Below are 18,196 nucleotides of genomic sequence, written 5' to 3'. Positions count from 1 at the left end.
GATATTCGTCTGTTAAGATTTTATTTACTTTGAACTAGGAGGATTTTCTGATGCTAACCGTGCAAATTGTGTTGTTTGACGGGTTTGACCTGTTGGATGCTATCGCGCCTTACGAGGTGTTTAACGCCGCTGGCATGCATGCCGAAAAAGCGGTAAGCGTAGAGTTCGTCACCGCCGAAGGGCCGAGATCCGTTACCAGCGGCATCAACGGATTGAAAATTGAAGCCAGCGGCAGTTTGAATCCGCAGCAGGCGGGGATCATACTCGTACCCGGCGCGGCAGGTGCCGTCGAAGGTGATGGCCCTGATTCGATCCCGGCGATTTTGAGCAGAGCGGCGCAAACGGAATTGATCGGGTTGATGGAGCAAGCCCTCGGGCAAAAAGACATCGTCGTCGCCACGGTATGCGGGGGCTCCCTGCTGCTGGCCATGGGGGGGCTGCTGGAAGGCCGGCGGGCGGTAACCCATCATATAGGCATGGATGTGCTTGGAGCAACCGGAGCGAATCCCGTCCCGGCGCGGGTCGTGGATGACGGCAACCTCGTTTCCGGCGGCGGCGTAACTTCCGGACTCGATGTAGCGCTGTACCTGGTGGAACGTGAGCTTGGACCGCGTATCGCCCATGCGGTAGAGCAACTGTTTGAATTTGAACGGAGAGGGACGGTTTGGAAAGAAACCGGACTTGCGCCCGGCGGGCAGAAGCAGAAGGCATCCGACGAACCGGACATCGCGGCGGATAAAGTGAAAGCGGCTTATGCCGCCGAGGATAACAAAATCACACAGGCATCGGTCTTCGACGGGGATTGGGATACGACGATCGCTACGCCTGTGGGGAAAATGCAGATAAAACTCTTCATCTCAACAAGCAACGGAATAATCCAAGGTAACGCAATTCAAGGGGATGAGACAGTCCCGTTCTTGGACCCTTTACTGCAGGACAACAAACTTACCTGGTCGCTGCGAATCACAAAACCGATGCGCTTAAATCTGAAATTCGAAACGGTCGTAGACGGAGATGCTATGAGCGGTGTCGCCAAGGCCGGCATGCTGCCGTCGTCCAAACTAACCGGAAAGCGGATTTCTTGAGCCGGGGGATCATATGAACAAACGGAAAACATTATACGGACTTTTGGCCGTGGTCAGCACCCTGTTCATCATTCACTCCTTGGTGGAAAATTATTGGATCGATCCGGGGGCCACGGCATTTTTAAGCCATAAAACCGGTCTGAAACGCGAGCTTAATCTTCCCGTCTGGTTAAACGTGATGTATGTTCATGTTGCCTTTGCCTGCATCGCCATGTTGGCAGGGCTGCTCAACTTCTCCAATCGAATCTTTGAAAAAAGCCGCAGGTTCCATCGCATAAACGGCTACGTTTATATCGTGTCCGTACTGCTTGTCGTGCTGACTTCCGGATACATGGCGCCTTACGCCACCGGCGGAAGAATCGGCAGCATGGGATTTAATGCGCTGAATTTGATCTGGCTGTTCATCACGATGATGGCGCTTGTCCAAATCAAAAGAAAACAGATGGGCCGGCACCGGAACTGGATGATCCGAAGTTACGCCTTTTGTTTTACGAATATGTTGATTCATCTCATCACCACCCTTTTTCATCAGGGATTCGGTCTTGTATACGTAACCAGCTACACCATTGGCGTTTATGGCTCCATAGTGCTGCTGCTGATCATTCCCGGCATTATCATTAGAAGGAATCGCTAGGGTTTATATGGTGGATGAACCGTAATCCGTGATCGTTAATTGAATGTCAAAGGTCACCGGCGTTTGACTGAAGACGTCGTCCCAGCGGTCCTCCACCTTTTTCCAGTATTTCGGTTGCTGAATCTTTAGCTTTTCACCGAATCCGGCCACTTCGACTTTGTATTTTGACTGCATTTTTTGCAACGTCGTCTCGAGCATTTGGGACAACTTTTTTTCGAATATCTTCTTCACCTTCTCCTGATATTCGATTTTGGACGGGTTCTCCAAAACATCCCAATTTTCGATGATCCGCCCTTCCGATTCGAGCTTTACATGAAACGAAAGCTGATTATCCCGTACCTCAGAGGTTATCTTGCTCTTTATGGATTCAACCTCATACGTGATCGGTTCATTTCGCCAGTCGTAGCTTTTAATAGCCCCTCCCTGTACCTCGCCTTTAATCCAGGAGATACTCTCCACATCCGTTTGGTCCAGCGAACCGATCCATCTGCCGGTCTCCCCTTTTATAATGCCTGCTCCCGAAAATTCCGTTTCGCCATCGCCCTTGACAACCTCCTGCAGGATAAAGCTCCGCTTGGAGCCCATCAAACTATCCAGCGTGGTCAGATTAACCACCTTCAAGATTTTACCTGTTCTAAAGTGGCCGCGCGGCAGATCCTTCAACTTGAAGGCCGGGATATCGCTGGGCTGTCCCGCTTCAAACGTATCCCTCGCAAGCCCTTGGCTCAAAAGCACAATACAGCTTGGACGAATATCGTTATCGCGAAGCACGAACTCCAGCAGTTTGTCCAAGTTTTGCTTTTGGACCAGCTCGGTCGATATGACGATCACCTTCAGATGGTGGCCGATAACCGCACGCTCCCGGCGAAGCGAATACTGCCGCATAATCTCGAATACAGAGTCCCCTGTTTCTGATGTGTTCAGAAATTCCGGCCCCTGCCCTTTCCCCTCTTGTTGTTTGCCGCCGCCGGAAGATTTCATCGGAACAATCTGGATAGTGGCCGTAATCAGATTCCGCTTAGGATAACTTCCCCCTTGCTGCTCCAGCTGCTGTTCAATGGCTGTCGGCTTCCCTGCGTCCAAAGCCAATCCGACGTACATGCTTAAATCTTCAATTTCTTTACTGCTCCAGCAACCCGTTTGCGTCACAAGCAATCCGGCGGCAACAAACAGGGTCAGAATTCGTCGTCTACGCATGCTGCTTGAGTCCTTTCTTCCGGATGAGGTATATGACGGATAACGGCATCGTCACCAAAACGAACACGATGACGCTCATGATCCCGTTTGCTTCGCCAAGTCCAAGTAAGTCGTTTATGCTTTTGGGCAAGAGAGCCGCGATAAAAATCACCGGCATTAGCGTAAATAGGACAGCAGGGAACTTAATGCGGAAAACCTTCGATATGCCTAAGGATGCGACGAAAAAATTGCTGGTGAAATTGCAAAACATCTGCATGATCCAGATCACCAAAAACGGAAATTCAAACCGTTCGAAAAACAATCCGCTGATTTCAAAGCTTCGCAGAAGATCAAGCGTCGGCCAGGTGCTTCTTAGCACAGCGTCAATCGACATGCCTCCCACAACCATCACGGTCGTGCAAAGATACAGTGCAATCGGAATGCCCATCCCGGCCAGCAGTATTTTGACCGCTTTCTCGGGATGCTGCAGATGTCCGACCAGAATCAGCACGACTTCGAAGCCCGCAAAGCTGAGGAGCGTTGATTTCAAGCCCTTGATTACAGGGGGCAAGCCTTCCCCGAGCATAGGACGTAAATTGTCGATATCGAACAGCCTTAGGCTGAGAAACAGGCTTAGCACCAAAATCAGGATACTCACGGGGAAAATAATCTGGAACAAGCGGGCAATGCAGTTGATTCCTCCGGATATCAAATAGGCCGCCACCCATATAAAAGGAATGATAATGGCCCAAATGGGAGTGTCCTCGAGCAAATAAAACAAGGTTACCTCCGCCAATATGCGGATCTCAAAAATGGCCATCATCATAAAGAAAACAATCAGCACTGCAGACAAAACACTGCCCGGGATGGTGCCGGCGATTTTTTGGGAGAATTCAAAGACCGTGTTCCCCGGAAACTGCTGGCTCAATTTAATCATGATAAACACCACCAGCAGCGCAAGAACGCTGGCCAGCAAAACGGATAGCCAGGCATCCGGGGTTTGCACTTCTTCGGTAGCGCTCCTGGGCAATGTTAGAATGCCGGCCCCCAGGAGACTGTCGGTCAAAAATACGACCGCTTGCGATGGCGTAATTTTATCGTCAGAGCGTGTAAACACATGGGCCCCTCCTGATTTACCAGTTTAGGATCTGCGTTGTGGGCGAATCGTCTTCAGCATCGCAGGTCTGCGCTTCATAAGCGTCAGGGGCGCGCGAATGAACAAATCTGTCCAGTCGCGGAGCCGAATTGGCGAAACGGGGGTTACATAAGGCACCCCAAAGCTTTCCAGCTTGGTCAGATGGCTGCAGAGCAGCAGAAAAAACAGAATCGTTCCGAAAATGCCCAGCACAGCGGCAAAAAACATTCCCGCAAAACGCAAAATACGCAGTGTAATCCCCGCGCTGTACATCGGGATCGAAAAGGAAGCGATGGCGGTTACCGAGACAACAATGACCAGAAACGGGCTGACAATCCCTGCCTGAACGGCCGCCTCTCCGATGATCAAGCCGCCGACGATGCCCATCGCCGAGCCAATCGGCTTGGGCAGCCTAACCCCTGCTTCACGCAAAATTTCAATCGAGACTTCCAGGATCAGAACTTCAATAAGCGAAGGAAAGGGAACACGCTGACGCGTCTCGATAATCGTGATGGCCAATTCGGTCGGAATCAACCCGGGATGAAAAGAAATAAATGAAATATACAGCGAAGGAATCATCAGGGACATAAACGCGGTGAAAAAACGCAACATCCGCAAAAGCGATCCGCCCATCCACCGCTCGTAGTAATCCTCCGGCGACTGCAGCAGCATGCTGAAGGTCACCGGAACAATGAGCGCAAACGGCGTCCCGTCCAGAAGGAGCGCGATTCTTCCTTCCATCAGGGCGCTCATGACCCGGTCCGGGCGTTCCGTATTTTGCGCCTGCTGAAATGGACTCAACATATCATCTTCGATCAATTGCTCAATATAACCGGACTCGGCGATATAATCCAGATCAATTTTGGAGATCCGTCTCTCCACTTCCTGCAGCAAATCGGGATTCACAATGGTTTTCATGTAGACGACTGCCAGGTCTTTTTTAACGACGTTGCCGACGACGTATTTTTTAATTTCCAGCAGTTCCGTTCGTCCCTGGCGCCGCAGCAACGACGTGTTATCGCTCAATACTTCAGTGAACCCCAATCTTGGACCGCGCAGCAGCGCTTCCGAGGTGGGCTCCTCGATGGATCTGGTTTTCCCCTTCGGCGCACCGACAAGCAAAGCCTGAGACATCCCCTCCACCAGCAAAGCCGTATATCCCGTCAGGATCGCTTCGCCAAGGCTGCGGGTCTCGGTCACTTCGGTAATTTCGCTGATCGGCAACATTTTTTCCTTAAAATACGGAGCAAGCTCTTCAGGAGGACGTTTGGTTTTTTGTTCCGCATCTTGAGCGGCGCCTGACATCAACACCTGCAAGACATGGGTATCGATCAGCTGTTCCTCCTGCATTCCGTCAACGTAGATCAACACCGCCCGCGCGCCAAATGGCGAGATCTCATATTCACGAAAATGCACGTCGTCATTGCCGCCGATCGTCTCTTGAATCGACTTGAGATCGGCTTCATAATCTCCGGATAATGGCGGGCCGGAACTTTCCCGGGATGCCGGCGAATCGGCGGCGGATGCTGCTCCGTTCCCTTTCCCGGAATGTTTTGGCTGACCCGATATGACCGAACGGAGCCAGCGGTGCAAGACATACATGACGATAGGAATGAGCAAGGTGAACCCCGCCTGCACAAAAGTCGTCCAGTCAGGGATATAGGCTGCGATTTTGGACCACACGAGAAACACCCTTAGGAAAATGATTTTCCTTAATCTGCCCAGAAATTAGAAATAATATAAAAGAAAATCCGATCCTTTTTGGGGAATCGGATTTTCAAACTGGCAAAAATACATCTCATTTGCGGCTATTGGACCAAAAGTAGCTTATGATCGGAAATGAACTGCATATTTGCAGTTGAACCGCCCTTTTCGAGGAATTTCGACGAAAATCGCATGCACTTTTGCATCTCGAGGGATTCCCCTCTTCCTTTTTAACTAGTCCCTCTTAGACCGTGGCTATTCCACCGGCGGGTCCGTATGAAGGTCCCGGTCCTGCTCGGCGAACGCCCAGCGGGTAAACGTAACCTCCAGGCCGTCCCGAGTTGGCGAACACGTGAAGGGGCCCGCTTGATTGCCGGAAAGGTACGGGAAGCGAGCCACTCGGATGGTGCGCCAGGCATGCTGCTCCGTGCGTGCGCGTATAATGACGGCATCCTTCATGACGGAAGCGCGAATGGTTACCTCTTCTCCGTTCCATTCGGGTACGGCCGTTAAGGACCAGTCCGAATACCCGTCCGTTACTACGGCAGACAACTGAGGAATTCCATCGTTGATTTCAATGCCCGCTTTAATCCACTGTTCCGGACCGTGATACAACAAGATCCCGGCTTGGTCATACAGCTCGGTGAACGTGGTCAGCAAAAACGACACCTCCACCGCTTTGTCCGTTTGCCAGTCCGTTAACAGCGCCGCACCGTCTTCAAATTCGAAACCGTACAGCGTCTTTTTCCAAAAATCCTTGCCTTTTTCCGGAACAACCTTTAGCCGGCTGCCCTCCTGCTTCACGGACAAAGGCGGGTTCAACCACTTCCCCTTCTCCCAATTCAGTATGTTGTTGTTCACTTCAAAATCTCCTCTCTGAAAAGTACTCAACGCTTTACTATACCAATTCTCGTTGGCCTTCAAAATCCCCTGCTCTCCGGCGAACATGACTTTACAGACTTTTTAATCAGGCCTATTAAGGGTATACTTGAATACGCAGAAATTGATGGGAGAATAGGAAGGGTTATCTATCATGCAAAAGATGTTCCAACGATTGAAGACTGTTAAACTCTTTACGACGCTGTACCGTTTAAAAATCGTACAAATCTTGATTCCTATCGTCATTATCGGATTGATTATTTGGGCCGGCCAGGCCGAGTTCCGCCGCATTGACTGGACCGCCACCCTTCGTGTGCTGCATAATCTGGAGCCGCCGAGGGTTCTGCTGCTTATCGCCATATCCCTTGCCGCCGTCGCCTCGGTAAGCGGCTACGAATTCGTGCTTCGGCACCATTTTCGGCTCCCGATCGGCCGGTGGGCAACGTTCCGCTTTGCGTGGATCGCCAATACTTCAAACAATGTCATTGGGTTCGCCGGGATAGCCGGCGCGGCTTTGCGGACATATCTGTACCGGAGCCGCGGGATTTCCGTTGCGACCATCACAGCTTCCGTCGCTTTCCTGTCCACCATCACCATTACGGGCATATCTCTGATGGCTTGGGGAGATCTGGCCGGCCTGTTTCCGATCGATGCCGTCACCCGATCTCACCCCTGGACACTGTATGCCGTCTGGGCGCTTGCGCTTTACCTGCCCGGCTACATACTATTTCAGCGCTCGTCCTTTTATACCAAATGGCTGAATCGTGATCTTCCGCGGATGAACTTCTCCACGATCGCCGCGTCCGTGGCCGTCTCCTTGGTGGAGTGGGTATTGTCCGGCATCGCCTTCTGGATGATTGCTTCGACTCTGCTGCCGGACCTATCGTTCCGCACCGGGCTCGGCATTTATACCATTGCCGCCGCGTCCGGTCTGGTGAGCCTGGCGCCCGGCGGGATCGGCGGTTTTGACCTGATTGCGCTGCTGGGGCTTCAGGCGCTCGGCTACGCGCCCGAAAAAACCGCCGCCGTGCTCGTTTTATTTCGGATGATGTACTATATCATTCCTTGGCTGATCGGCCTTGTCATGGGAGTAATCGAGTATGCGAACGAACGGCGCAAAGCGTCGGAGCCCAAGTACGCAAACGGTTGAAAAATCGCTTTGAATCGCTTTTGCATCGCTTGCCCCAAGGCATGATATGGCGGCCGAAGAACGGCCGCTAGGGCAATTTGAATAAAAAAAGCGTCGTCCCATGAGAGCAGTCTTGCCCTTCTTGGGATGACGCATTTCCTTTATGCGGAACAGCGATCTTCTGGGGAAGCGCTATTTACGTCGCGAGCTTACGTTTAACGACACGTTCTATTTCATGGTTTAACAGATAAGCATTCCGCCGATGAAAGACGCCCCAGCACCGAAACCACGGCCTGATGAATTTCTTCGTAACCCGTACACCGGCAGATGTTGGATTGCAGCCAATCCGTGATCGTCGCCTGATCGGCATCGGGATGAATTCGCGCCAGCGCATAGATATTCATAATAAAGCCGGGGGTGCAGTAGCCGCACTGGAAAGCGAACTTTTCCACGAATGCTCTCTGAACCTCCGTGTCGTGAAGGCCTTCGATGGACGTTACTTTTGTTCCCGCCGCCTCAACGGTAAGCATAAGGCATGATTTCATCGGCATACCATCGACGAGCACCGTACAGGCGCCGCAGTCTCCGTTCCGGCAGCCCGGTTTGGTACCGGTCAGACCGAAGGAATCCCGCAATGTATCCAACAGCAGGTCTGCAGGACGGATGGCGGCGGTCCGCGTCTCGCCGTTTACATTCAGATCCAGCACCATGCCGTAGCGTTTCGTATCCGCCATATTATTCCGCTCCCAACGCTTTCAATATGTCTTCCAATGCAAGCCTCAGGATAAGCTCGCGATATTCCGCCGAAGCTTTAATGTCACTCAGGATAGGCGCCGGCAACAGCGTAATGGCCTGCTCGATCCTTTCTTTCAGAGGGATGTCCCGGAGGTTTAAACGGGCTTCAATTGCTTCCGAGCGGAAAGGAAAAGCGCACACCCCGCTGAAAGCAACGCGAATCCCGGAGCCCGCGCGAATCGCGGCCACGGTGACGACCGGATAATCGATCGCGGCTACTTTTCGTTTCTTTATGGTCATATAGGGCAGTTTCGTATAACCCTCATCCGTAACCGTCTGCACCAGAAACTCCCCTCTCCCAAGCTGAAGGGTTTGTTCGAACGCTTGGGTAATCGGTGTTTGTCTTCCCCCTGCCGGGCCTGCGATTCGCACTTCGCTATCGGTTATGAGCAGTGGGAGCACCGCTTCACGGTATATGAATTGCCCGCAAATGTTGCCGCCAAACGTAATTTTATTGCGGGAGGTGCGGTCGGCAACGCCGCCTCCGGTTTCGCCAAGCAGAGGAAACACCCGGGAATCGTAGAGTTCGGACAATGTCAGCGCGGAACCGAGAATCAGCTTATCCTCCCGAACCGACATTTCGCGGCATTCGGGGATCGCTTTCAGATCGATAACGGCTCCGGTAATCACTTGGTTAAGCCGGCCCAAGGTGATGATTTCGGTGCCGCCGGACCAATAGCGCGGCTGTTTGCCCTGTCTGTCCAATTGCTGAAACAGGTTTACGGCTTCATAAACAGAGGCCGGCCGGTAATATTCGAAGTCATAGGGAATCATTCGGATCCCCCCCTTCTTGCCCTCCAGATCGTTTCCGGGAAAAGCGGCAATTGATTCAGCTGCACTCCCGCCGCGCGCGATAAGGCGCTGGCCAAAGCGGCGGGCATGCCGATCAGCCCGTGTTCGCCCAGCGCGCGGCTGCCGTACGGCGCATCCAGGCACGGGCTTTCGATAAATTCGACCACATATTCCGGATTTTCGCCATAACGGATTAAAGGGTAGTCGCGAAGCGTCGGATTATAGACGGCGCCGCTGGCGCTAAACAAAAACGTCTCTCGATTGGCAAAGCTGAGCCCCATGGACATCGCGCCCATCACTTGGCCCAGCGCCGCTTTAAGATTCAGCACCTTGCCCGCGTCGTTGACGGAAACCGCTTTGATCAGCCTGTAGGAATAATCCCTGGTGTCCAGCTCAATTTCCACGGCTTGGGCTCCTACGTTCCATTCCGGTCCCGGCGTGCCTTCCCCAGTGTCCGGGTTCATCAAGTTCATCCGCCGCTGGATATAGTTTCCGCGGCCTATGATTTGGCCGCCAATGGAATTTCCGTTTGGATATTTGTAGCCATAGCAAATCGCTTTGACTAAGACGTACAAGTTCGGGTCAGCCCGGACGTACACGCGTTCCCACCCCAGCTCCAAATCGTCCGGGTCCGCCCTGAGCACACATGCGGCGATTTTCAGCAGTTGCTTGATCGCGTCGTCCGCCGCATTGAGCACCGCGCGTCCAGCCAAAAAAGTGCCGCGGCTCGCCACCGTTTTCCAGTGCTCCGGGGTAATTTGGGTATTCACTTTAAACTTCACGTGTACTTTATCGGGACTCATTTTCAACCGCTGCGCCAGGATTTGAGCCAATACCGTTTTGGTGCCGGTACCGATCTCCACAACCCCGGTTTCCAGATTTACGCTGCCGTCCTGATTGAAGGAAATGATCGCCCCCGAGCTGGCATCCGGGTCCATGGAGGAATTTTTCCAGAAGCAGCTGATTCCCTTGGCCCGCATCTTGTTCGCATCCACCTGCCTCACCTGCCATTCGTCCCAGCCGGACAGCGTGCGCAAACGGTACATGCAGGTTTTCAAGTCGCCCAGACTGCTTTCCGTCAGCACATCCCTGGTGGGCGCGGTGTCGCCGGGCACGGCAACATTCCGCATGCGCAGCTCCCAAGGGTCCATGCGGAGCTTTTCCGCCAGCACGTCCATCGCCCGCTCGATCGCAAAAGTCAGCTCCGCATGCCCATATCCCCGAAATGCCGAAGCATAAGGATGATTCGTATACATCGTAAAGCAGTCGCAGTACAGAGGCTCGATTGCATAAGGCCCGGAACAGTCTATCACGGCCGCCCGGGCAACGTCGCTGGATTTATCGTTGTAGGCGCCGCCGTCGAACCGGTACACGATATACGCCGCGGTGATTTTGCCTTGCAGCGTGCTGCCCAGCTTGACCGTGGCGTCAAGCCCGATATGCCCCGGTGAGGTCAGCATATCCTCTTCCCGCGTGTTGATGATTTTAACTTTGCGGCCGCCCACCGCCCGTGAAGCGATATAAGCGATCAGCTCCAGTTGAATCGCCGCCTTGCCGCCGTAACCGCCACCGACGAACGGAGTAGTCACCACAATCCAACCGGGATCGATCTTAAAAAACAGGCCCAAATATTTTTTGATCGCAAAAGGAGCCTGTGTCGACGATTCGATGTGGACATGGCCATCCGGCTTAATCTCTGCGATAGCACTTCGCGTTTCCATGGCCGCATGGTCCGACGGCACGAACGAAACCGTATTTTCGATAATGATTTCACTCATTTTCCAGCCTTCGTCCAGATCGCCCTTGCGAACCTTAAGCAGACTGGCTACGTTGGTTCCGGGGATGGGCCTAACCCCCACCGCCGCTTCATATTCCCCCAGCTTCTCGTGAATGAGCGGAGCGTCTCTTCGTAAGGCGTCCACCGGCGAGTTCACTACCGGCAGCGGCTCGTAGCGAACCCGGATCAAATCCGCCGCGCGCTGGGCCTGCACTTCCGTATCGGCGACCACTACAGCCACGGTTTCCCCGTAAAACCGTACACGGTCTTTGGCGATGATAGGTCGGTCGCGGATTTCTTCTCCCGTAAGCACATCGCTGTAATCCCCTGTCAAAACGGCGCGGACCCCGGGCACTTGCCGGGCCTCGTCCGTGTTGATCTCGGCGATCCGCGCATGGGCGTACGGGCTTATCGCCATACGGGCATAGAGCATTCGCGTATCGGTTTGATCCCCCGTGTATAAAGCGGCACCCGTCACTTTATCCCAGGATTCTTTTTTCGGAACGCTTCTGCCGATGACCTCCAAAGTTGTCCTCTCCTTTCGAATTGCTCCGCACGGTTTCCACAAATTACTGCATTATACGAATCGGGACAAAACGATATGCTCCTAAAGCGCAAAAAAAGACACCCCATAATAAGGAGTGCCGAAATTAAGTCATCCGCTGAAGTTGTTTAAGAAGCATGGACGTGTCCGTATAAATGGCTGACGAATACCTTAGAGGCTCGTCTGGTGCACCCCGTATCTGGCGCAGCTCAAGTGACGAAACGGAGAGATCTGCCGATTTGGGACTTGGAGGTCAAAGCACGCCCTCCGTTTTACCAAAATTTCGTTAAATGTCATATGTAGAATGCGGCATCCGCACCGTTTTTATGTAATAAAATAAAAAGCACCCGCCACTTTTGATCGATCGATCATAAGGTGCGGGTGCTGTCGAATCAATATTCCTGCGCCAACTGCTTAAAAGCTTCCAATGAGCGCTGCACTTTTTCGGTGGGAATGCAATATGCCATGCGGAAATATCCGGGACACCCGAAGGTATCTCCGGGAACAAGCAGCAAGTTGTATTTAAGGGCCTTTTTGCAAAAGGCGACCGCATCCTCCTCCAGAGCTTTAGGGAACATATAAAACGTTCCGCCGGGTTTGACGCAGGTAAAGCCGAACTCCGTCAAAGCCCGGTACAAAATATTGCGGTTCGTCTCATATACGGACAAATCGCTGACCAAATCGATCACTTCCGCCACGGCCAGCTGAATGATGGAAGAAGGACAGTTGTGGCCGATCCCCCGCGAAATTTGGCCGCACATATTGACGATCGTCTCCGCCTCCTTGCACTCCGGATTCACCGCGATGTAACCGATTCTTTCGCCGGGCACGGACAAGGATTTGCTGAACGAGTAGCAGGTAATCGTGTTCGCGTAGTATTTGGCGATATAAGGGGCCTGCTGCCCGTCAAACACAATTTCCCGGTAAGGCTCGTCGGAAATCAAAAAGATGTCGTGCCCGTATTCCTTCTCTTTGGAGCGCAGGATTTGCGCCAGCTTTTCGATCGTTTCCGCAGAGTACACAGCGCCGGAAGGGTTGTTGGGCGTATTGATCAACACCGCGGCCAGTTTGGGAGTGATCATGTTTTCAAATTCCGCAAAATTGATTTGAAAATCATTGGTGTTCGGCGGCACGATTTTTAGTACGGCTCCGGTCGTATTGACGTAAGGCATATATTCGGGAAAATAGGGCGCGAACGTTAACACTTCGTCACCGTCCGTGGTAACCGCTCTAAGCGCATGGGCCAGCGCCCCCGCCGCTCCCGAAGTCATAAAGATATGCTCTGTGCGGTAATCTACCGCAAACCGCCGCTGCAACGAAGCGGCGATTGTTTCGCGCACCGTCGGAATCCCCAGGCTGGGGCTGTAGCCGTGAACGGCCCCAGGGTGTTCGCTTGCGGCCAGCCGGATTAATTGCTGCGTGAACTCGTCCGGGACCGGAACGCTGGGGTTGCCCAGGCTGTAATCAAAAACTTGATCATAGCCGATCTCCTTGGCCTTTTCGGCCCCGTACTCGGAAATTTCGCGAATGACCGATTTTTGCCCCAGCATCCGTTTGTATTTTTCTGAAATCAACCTGCTTCTTCCTCTCCGCATCAAGATATTCCTTGTTTTTATCACCCATCATAACTGCAATCTCTTGCTGCGTAAACCTTTTTTAATGACTCTAGCCCTTCAAAATCATTTTCTTATCCTCGATTTGATATACCATATCGGCTACGTTCTCCAATAAATGCACATCGTGCGAGATGAAAATAATAGTACCTGCGTAGCTCTTCATCAATTGCTCTAATGCTTCGACTGCAGGTAAATCGAGATAATTACTCGGTTCATCCATAAGCAAGATGTTATACCGCCCCAGAAGCATTTTGGCCAGCTGCAATTTAATCATTTCGCCGCCGCTTAAAACCGATAACTCTTTCCGTACATCATGTTGAGAAAACCCCATCGAAGCCAATACAGCTCGAATTTCCGCTACCTGATAATCACAGTTTTCCAGCATAAACTCCATAACCCCCTGGCTGCGGTCAAACTTGTAACCGGTTTGAGCGAAGTAGCCGATTGAGGCTTTAGGTGATAGGGTGATGCCGTCTTCACCATCAAGTATCATTTTGAAAAGCGTGGTTTTTCCCGCCCCGTTTGCACCCGTTATCGCAATCTTGGCGCCTAGCGGAAATTGAAATGACGCTCTCTCAAAAATGATTTTTTCCCCATAACGCTTACTGATGTCTTTTCCGGTGATCGGAAACGGATTGTGAAGCTCCAGGGCTTTGCTCTGCCGGAATTGGACGGAACGATTCACTTCAGGAGGTTTCACATCGCCAAGCGCTTCAATTCTGCGCTCCATATTTTTGGCGGCATTATGGAGTTTCTTCTGCTTGCTGCCGACCGTTTTTTGATGGCTAAGCCGTCCGCCGCTTTCGGAACTGTTTTTGCTTGAAGCCCCTTTAACCTTTTGGTCCATTTTCCGGGACTGATTCATTTTTTCAGCGATTGCTTTCTCCAGCCGGTCTCGTTCGGCAACAAACTGTTTATATTGTACGGCCTGATTTTTCCTTTCTTCTTCTTTTTGGGCCAGGTAATCGGAGTATCCTCCCCAATATTCGGTAATCTTTCCCTCTTTCAGCTCCCAAATTTTGTCCACGACCTGATCGAGGAAATAACGGTCATGACTGACGATAAGCAAAGCCCCCGAATAATATTTAAGCTGGTTAACCAAAAAGTCTATGCCCTGACGATCCAGGTGGCTCGTCGGCTCATCGGCAAAGATACCATGTACCTCTCCCGACAGAGCTTGGGCAATTTTTAACCGTGTTTCCTCACCGCCGCTTATATTCACCGCTGTCAAACGGTCAACTCCCAACTTGCCCATTAAAGCATAATCCTTTTCCTCTTGTACGATTACATCATCCAATTGTGGAATATAGCTGATGCTGCCGTCCCTGACAATTTTACCGTGCGGTAAAGGCGTTGCTCCCAGCAACAGTTTCAACAAAGTGCTCTTGCCTGCTCCGTTCGCGCCTACCAAACCAATGCGATCATAATCATAAATTTCCAACTCTTCCATGTCCAAGACATCCCGGCCCATATATTCCACATGAATATCTTTAGCTTTTATCAATAACGTCATTGTCGTACCTCCTTTCTCCTTTTATTTGTCTAAATGCCGGATCGACGGAAGCAACATGCATAGAAGCGCAATGCCGATGATGCCAATTCCCGAAAACGTAAACCAATGATGAATCCCGATTCGATCCGCAAAAATACCGGACGCGATTAACCCCAGCGGCATAGCAAAAGATGTTATGCTGCCCAACAGGCCAAATGCCCGCCCAAGAAACTCCGGCTGAATTTTCTCTTGAATGAGGGCCGCTTGCACACCGCTAAAGAATGGACTTGAAAAGCCCATCAAAATACTGCATAGAACAAAGAAGAGGAACCCATTTACCGGCAATAATCCGGAAACTGCAAGAGCAATCCCCATCAATGAGACGGAAAAAATTATACTCCATGCCCGGTTTTTGAATCCGCCCCAAATGCCAAGCAGCAAGCCGCCAGCCAACATTCCAGCGGCAAAGACGGTTTCGACGATAGAAGCATGGGTTGCCGTTCCTCCGAAATACCTCATACTCATTAAAGGGAACAGGGCGCTGATTGGCATAAACACAAATGCATATAACGCACTGATCCAAAGCAGCGCAAATAATCCCTTCGATGCTTTAAATGTACGGTAACCTTCTTTTACCTCTTCGAAAAAGTTGCTATTAACACTATCGACTTGCGTCTTTTGTTTGGGGATAGCAACTAGCGCTACAGTTAAACAGGCGATCAACGCCCCGACCACATCAATCGCAATAATTGCGTTAAGATCCCATGCCGCATATAGAACACCGGCTATTACAGGGCTTAGAATATAGCTTACCGACTGCACCGATTGACTGTATCCTGCGCACTTCGTCAGTTGATCTTCCGGCACCAGCAAAGGGGTTACCGCACTCAAAGCAGGTGTATGAAATGCCGTTCCGATACTGCGAATAAACAAAACGACCATCACGACCCATATCGGCAAGTCGATGGTAAGCGCGACTACAGCCAAGGCTGCACCTGCGGCCGCAATGATAAGGTCCGCTCCGATCATAACCAGTTTCCGGTTCCAACGGTCAACCAATACGCCAATCATCGTTCCCAAAACAGCTTGCGGTAAAAAACCAACCATGGTTGCAATCGAAAGCACCATCGCAGACCCTGTAGAATCTGTTAGATACCAAATGATCGCCATTTGCAGAACAGCGCTGGTAATTAGCGAAACCGCCTGTCCTGCCCATATTGTAAAGAAACTGCGTTTCCAATTTTGTTTTGTCATGTTCATTTCTCCCTGTATTTTTTATTGTCTGGTTGTTTTTGGGCAATAAAAAATACAGATCCAAATCCACCATGCGGGCAGTTGGTCTGCATTCATCACGAATAAGAACACGGCGATTCAGGCATGGCAAAAAAAACCATCCTTATCGCAATCTATGTCTACACGCGCAAAAATAAGCAGCACAAAAAAGCCCAGAGTAGTGGAAACTAATCTGCTTTTTTATTGCCGGCTTATCGAATACGCATGGAGTGTAGCATAGATAACGTGCCTCCTAATATTTAATGTAATCCATATTAACATTGACGTCTCCAACTGTCAAACTCGCATGGTTTACTTTTCGATACCTTGTTTAAATAAAGTGCCTAATTGTTCGCACAAGCTCAATGCTTTATGATGCAACTTAAGTTCTTAAAAAAAGAGGAGTGAACTTGCATGAATATTGCTTTGTGGGTTGTGCAGATCTTATTGGCATTGCTTTTTTTGGCAGGCGGGGGCATGAAAGTCTTTCAATATGACAAAACCTACGGGATGTTACCTTGGGTAAGAGACTCATCAAAAGCGTTTGTGACATTTGTCGGTTATATGGATCTGTTGGCGGGGTTAGGTTTCATCTTGCCTGAATTAACGGGAATGCTCCCTTGGCTTACACCTTTAGCGGCGCTAGGGGCTTCCGTGATTTTGATTCTCGCCGTCGCGCTTCATATCAAGAGAAACGAGATCAAAAACGCGATCCCCAATATTGCTTTTTTAGCGCTGGCTATATTTGTCATGATCGGACGTTTCTATTGATCGGACTCTTCCCCATATAGTTCAGTCAAATGCTTGCCATGAGCCATTCCCCACTCGTTCATGGCAAGCAACACAGGCAGCAAACTTCTTCCGTAAGCCGAAATGGAGTATTCAACTTTCGGGGGCACTTGCTGATAGACCTCGCGATGGACGATATCGTGATACTCCAATTCTCTTAAATGATGCGTCAGCATCTTTTTGGTAATGTCCGGAATGGCTTTTTGCAGCTCGCTAAATCTCATCGTGCCATTGGAAAAGAGATTAAATAAAATCACGGTTTTCCACTTGCCAAAAAGTACTTCCAACACCGCTTCGTATTTACAATTTAAAACCATTTCATCACCGATCCCAGGTGTATATTAATATTAGGCGCACTCCTAAATTATCGTCCAGCTTCTTCCTTGATGTCAATTCAAGTATAACCACGTAATAAAAAAGTCCGCTTTCGCGGACGCGTTTTGCATTGTGTAATAACATTAGGATCGAAGCGATGCCGTTACGAGTTCACTCTTTTGCTTTAAAAGCTCTAATAATCCCGTACTCGAGATACTCTTTATTTTCGATAATGATGTTTGAGGATCGGGATGCGCACTCCATCAGTTTAAAATCCAGAAAAGACCCTTCATCAATAATTTGATGATCATCGGGGTGTTCGTATTGTTGCCCCAGTTTGTCATCCCCTAACCCGCTAACTTCGAGGAATTCGACCAGAGTGAAGCCGCGTTCCGTTAATATAGCGCTCCACTCATCCCGACTCATGATCGAAGGCATGGGGAAAAATGATTTTAGCTCCGTTACGATTTCTGCAGGGGCTGAATGCCGGACAAACATCTCACGATCGTAAAATACCCCGCCGGGTTTCAGCACCCGATAATACTCGGATAAGGATTGCTGGGCTTGCGTGAAATTGGTGACGGATTCCACCAGAACGGCATCGAAGGTTTCATCCGGAAAAGGCAAGGCATGGGCATCTGCGAGCTGAAAATCCACTTCCAACCCCATTGCGGACGCTCGCTTTTTCGCCTTATCCAAAATGTCAGGATGTATATCGACAGCAACGATCCGATATCCTTGTTCGGCTAAATAACACGCCGTTCTTCCCGTACCGCAGCCGATCTCCAGAATGGTCCCATCCGCCGACGGCTTATACTTATTGAACTGCTCGATGGTTGCGGCAAATCCGCCGGGATGCGCACTCCCTTCGCCCAATCGAGACAACATTTCAAAATAATGCATGAATAATCAAATCACCACCTTTGCCTTATAGTCTAGTTTAACGTATTCAAATCGATCACGGGCTGCTTGGGCAGATGCCGATTAAAGTTAATGCCGTCTACGATGGGAAGAGTCAAGCCATACCGGTATCCAAGCCTGTTCCCGATCGTACTTTTACGG

16 protein-coding genes are annotated in these 18,196 nt (G+C 50.8%); 4 read left to right on the top strand and 12 right to left on the bottom strand.

From position 1 onward, the window contains the following. The first annotated feature begins 50 nt into the window (after positions 1–50). Together EHV15_RS24625 and EHV15_RS24620 are read left to right on the top strand one after the other, a co-directional pair. Entirely contained in the window at positions 51–1,085 is a 1,035-nt protein-coding gene (locus EHV15_RS24625) for a DJ-1/PfpI family protein (RefSeq protein WP_128633549.1), read from the top strand. 13 nt (positions 1,086–1,098) lie between these two features. Continuing rightward, a complete protein-coding gene (locus EHV15_RS24620) occupies positions 1,099–1,719 on the top strand; it encodes a DUF2306 domain-containing protein (RefSeq protein WP_128633548.1) in 621 nt (206 codons plus the stop codon). Between the two features lie 3 nt (positions 1,720–1,722). Here the strand turns inward: EHV15_RS24620 and EHV15_RS24615 are convergent, their stop codons facing one another. From EHV15_RS24615 to EHV15_RS24600, 4 genes are all read right to left on the bottom strand, one after another. Further along, positions 1,723–2,916, bottom strand: a complete 1,194-nt coding sequence (locus tag EHV15_RS24615; RefSeq protein WP_128633547.1) for a Ger(x)C family spore germination protein — start codon at positions 2,914–2,916, stop codon at positions 1,723–1,725. Then, positions 2,909–4,012 carry a GerAB/ArcD/ProY family transporter gene (locus EHV15_RS24610; protein ID WP_128633546.1) on the bottom strand — a complete coding sequence of 368 codons (1,104 nt, stop codon included), beginning with the start codon at positions 4,010–4,012 and terminating at the stop codon, positions 2,909–2,911. Before EHV15_RS24610 ends, EHV15_RS24615 begins: the two co-directional genes overlap by 8 nt. A gap of 24 nt (positions 4,013–4,036) precedes the next feature. Next, positions 4,037–5,713 carry a spore germination protein gene (locus EHV15_RS24605; protein WP_128633545.1) on the bottom strand — a complete coding sequence of 559 codons (1,677 nt, stop codon included), beginning with the start codon at positions 5,711–5,713 and terminating at the stop codon, positions 4,037–4,039. A 276-nt stretch (positions 5,714–5,989) separates the two neighbouring features. Further along, positions 5,990–6,595, bottom strand: a complete 606-nt coding sequence (locus EHV15_RS24600) for a DUF1349 domain-containing protein (protein ID WP_246061761.1) — start codon at positions 6,593–6,595, stop codon at positions 5,990–5,992. A gap of 172 nt (positions 6,596–6,767) precedes the next feature. On the opposite strand from EHV15_RS24600, the gene EHV15_RS24595 reads away from it, so the two are divergent. Then, on the top strand, positions 6,768–7,763 hold the full coding sequence (locus EHV15_RS24595; RefSeq protein WP_128633543.1) for a lysylphosphatidylglycerol synthase domain-containing protein: 996 nt from the start codon (positions 6,768–6,770) through the stop codon (positions 7,761–7,763). A gap of 212 nt (positions 7,764–7,975) precedes the next feature. Here the strand turns inward: EHV15_RS24595 and EHV15_RS24590 are convergent, their stop codons facing one another. The 6 genes from EHV15_RS24590 to EHV15_RS24565 form a co-directional block, all read right to left on the bottom strand. Then, entirely contained in the window at positions 7,976–8,476 is a 501-nt protein-coding gene (locus tag EHV15_RS24590; protein WP_128633542.1) for a (2Fe-2S)-binding protein, read from the bottom strand. Position 8,477: 1 nt separating this feature from the next. Continuing rightward, complete coding sequence (locus EHV15_RS24585; RefSeq protein WP_128633541.1) at positions 8,478–9,311, bottom strand: FAD binding domain-containing protein; 834 nt, start codon at positions 9,309–9,311, stop codon at positions 8,478–8,480. After that, the gene (locus tag EHV15_RS24580; protein WP_128633540.1) at positions 9,308–11,632 is read right to left on the bottom strand and encodes a xanthine dehydrogenase family protein molybdopterin-binding subunit; all 2,325 of its coding nucleotides are present in this window, start codon (positions 11,630–11,632) and stop codon (positions 9,308–9,310) included. The genes EHV15_RS24585 and EHV15_RS24580 overlap by 4 nt, the downstream gene beginning before the upstream one ends. 410 nt (positions 11,633–12,042) lie before the next feature. Next, complete coding sequence (locus EHV15_RS24575; protein WP_128633539.1) at positions 12,043–13,224, bottom strand: pyridoxal phosphate-dependent aminotransferase; 1,182 nt, start codon at positions 13,222–13,224, stop codon at positions 12,043–12,045. A 91-nt stretch (positions 13,225–13,315) separates the two neighbouring features. Then, positions 13,316–14,779, bottom strand: coding sequence for an Msr family ABC-F type ribosomal protection protein (locus EHV15_RS24570; protein WP_128633538.1), 1,464 nt, complete (start codon positions 14,777–14,779; stop codon positions 13,316–13,318). A gap of 21 nt (positions 14,780–14,800) precedes the next feature. Then, on the bottom strand, positions 14,801–16,012 hold the full coding sequence (locus tag EHV15_RS24565; RefSeq protein ID WP_178075948.1) for an MFS transporter: 1,212 nt from the start codon (positions 16,010–16,012) through the stop codon (positions 14,801–14,803). A 432-nt stretch (positions 16,013–16,444) separates the two neighbouring features. Between EHV15_RS24565 and EHV15_RS24560 the strand changes: the two genes are divergently transcribed. Then, positions 16,445–16,801 (top strand): DoxX family protein, encoded by a 357-nt coding sequence (locus EHV15_RS24560; protein ID WP_128633536.1) that lies wholly within the window; start codon positions 16,445–16,447, stop codon positions 16,799–16,801. On the opposite strand, the gene EHV15_RS24555 is transcribed toward EHV15_RS24560, so the two are convergent. Beyond that, positions 16,795–17,136: a winged helix-turn-helix transcriptional regulator gene (locus tag EHV15_RS24555; RefSeq protein ID WP_128633535.1), complete on the bottom strand. Its 342-nt coding sequence runs from the start codon at positions 17,134–17,136 to the stop codon at positions 16,795–16,797. The genes EHV15_RS24560 and EHV15_RS24555 overlap by 7 nt on opposite strands. A 169-nt stretch (positions 17,137–17,305) precedes the next feature. Continuing rightward, the gene (locus EHV15_RS24550) at positions 17,306–18,037 is read right to left on the bottom strand and encodes a class I SAM-dependent methyltransferase (protein ID WP_128633534.1); all 732 of its coding nucleotides are present in this window, start codon (positions 18,035–18,037) and stop codon (positions 17,306–17,308) included. Positions 18,038–18,196: the final 159 nt, after the last annotated feature.

The sequence above is a fragment of the Paenibacillus oralis genome (genome assembly GCF_003863965.1).
Classification (GTDB): Bacteria; Bacillota; Bacilli; order Paenibacillales; family Paenibacillaceae; genus Fontibacillus; species Fontibacillus oralis.
The sequence above is the reverse complement of the archived record's forward strand: the minus strand, read 5'-3'. Positions and strand labels throughout refer to the sequence as shown.

What these genes read in the sequence shown, in the direction of transcription:
- EHV15_RS24625 (WP_128633549.1), top strand. Translation starts at nt 51, where the DNA reads ATGCTAACCGTGCAAATTGTGTTGTTTGACGGGTTTGACCTGTTGGAT.
- EHV15_RS24620 (WP_128633548.1), top strand. Translation starts at nt 1,099, where the DNA reads ATGAACAAACGGAAAACATTATACGGACTTTTGGCCGTGGTCAGCACC.
- EHV15_RS24615 (WP_128633547.1), bottom strand. Translation starts at nt 2,916, where the DNA reads ATGCGTAGACGACGAATTCTGACCCTGTTTGTTGCCGCCGGATTGCTT.
- EHV15_RS24595 (WP_128633543.1), top strand. Translation starts at nt 6,768, where the DNA reads ATGCAAAAGATGTTCCAACGATTGAAGACTGTTAAACTCTTTACGACG.
- EHV15_RS24590 (WP_128633542.1), bottom strand. Translation starts at nt 8,476, where the DNA reads ATGGCGGATACGAAACGCTACGGCATGGTGCTGGATCTGAATGTAAAC.
- EHV15_RS24585 (WP_128633541.1), bottom strand. Translation starts at nt 9,311, where the DNA reads ATGATTCCCTATGACTTCGAATATTACCGGCCGGCCTCTGTTTATGAA.
- EHV15_RS24570 (WP_128633538.1), bottom strand. Translation starts at nt 14,779, where the DNA reads ATGACGTTATTGATAAAAGCTAAAGATATTCATGTGGAATATATGGGC.
- EHV15_RS24565 (WP_178075948.1), bottom strand. Translation starts at nt 16,012, where the DNA reads ATGACAAAACAAAATTGGAAACGCAGTTTCTTTACAATATGGGCAGGA.
- EHV15_RS24560 (WP_128633536.1), top strand. Translation starts at nt 16,445, where the DNA reads ATGAATATTGCTTTGTGGGTTGTGCAGATCTTATTGGCATTGCTTTTT.
- EHV15_RS24555 (WP_128633535.1), bottom strand. Translation starts at nt 17,136, where the DNA reads ATGGTTTTAAATTGTAAATACGAAGCGGTGTTGGAAGTACTTTTTGGC.
- EHV15_RS24550 (WP_128633534.1), bottom strand. Translation starts at nt 18,037, where the DNA reads ATGCATTATTTTGAAATGTTGTCTCGATTGGGCGAAGGGAGTGCGCAT.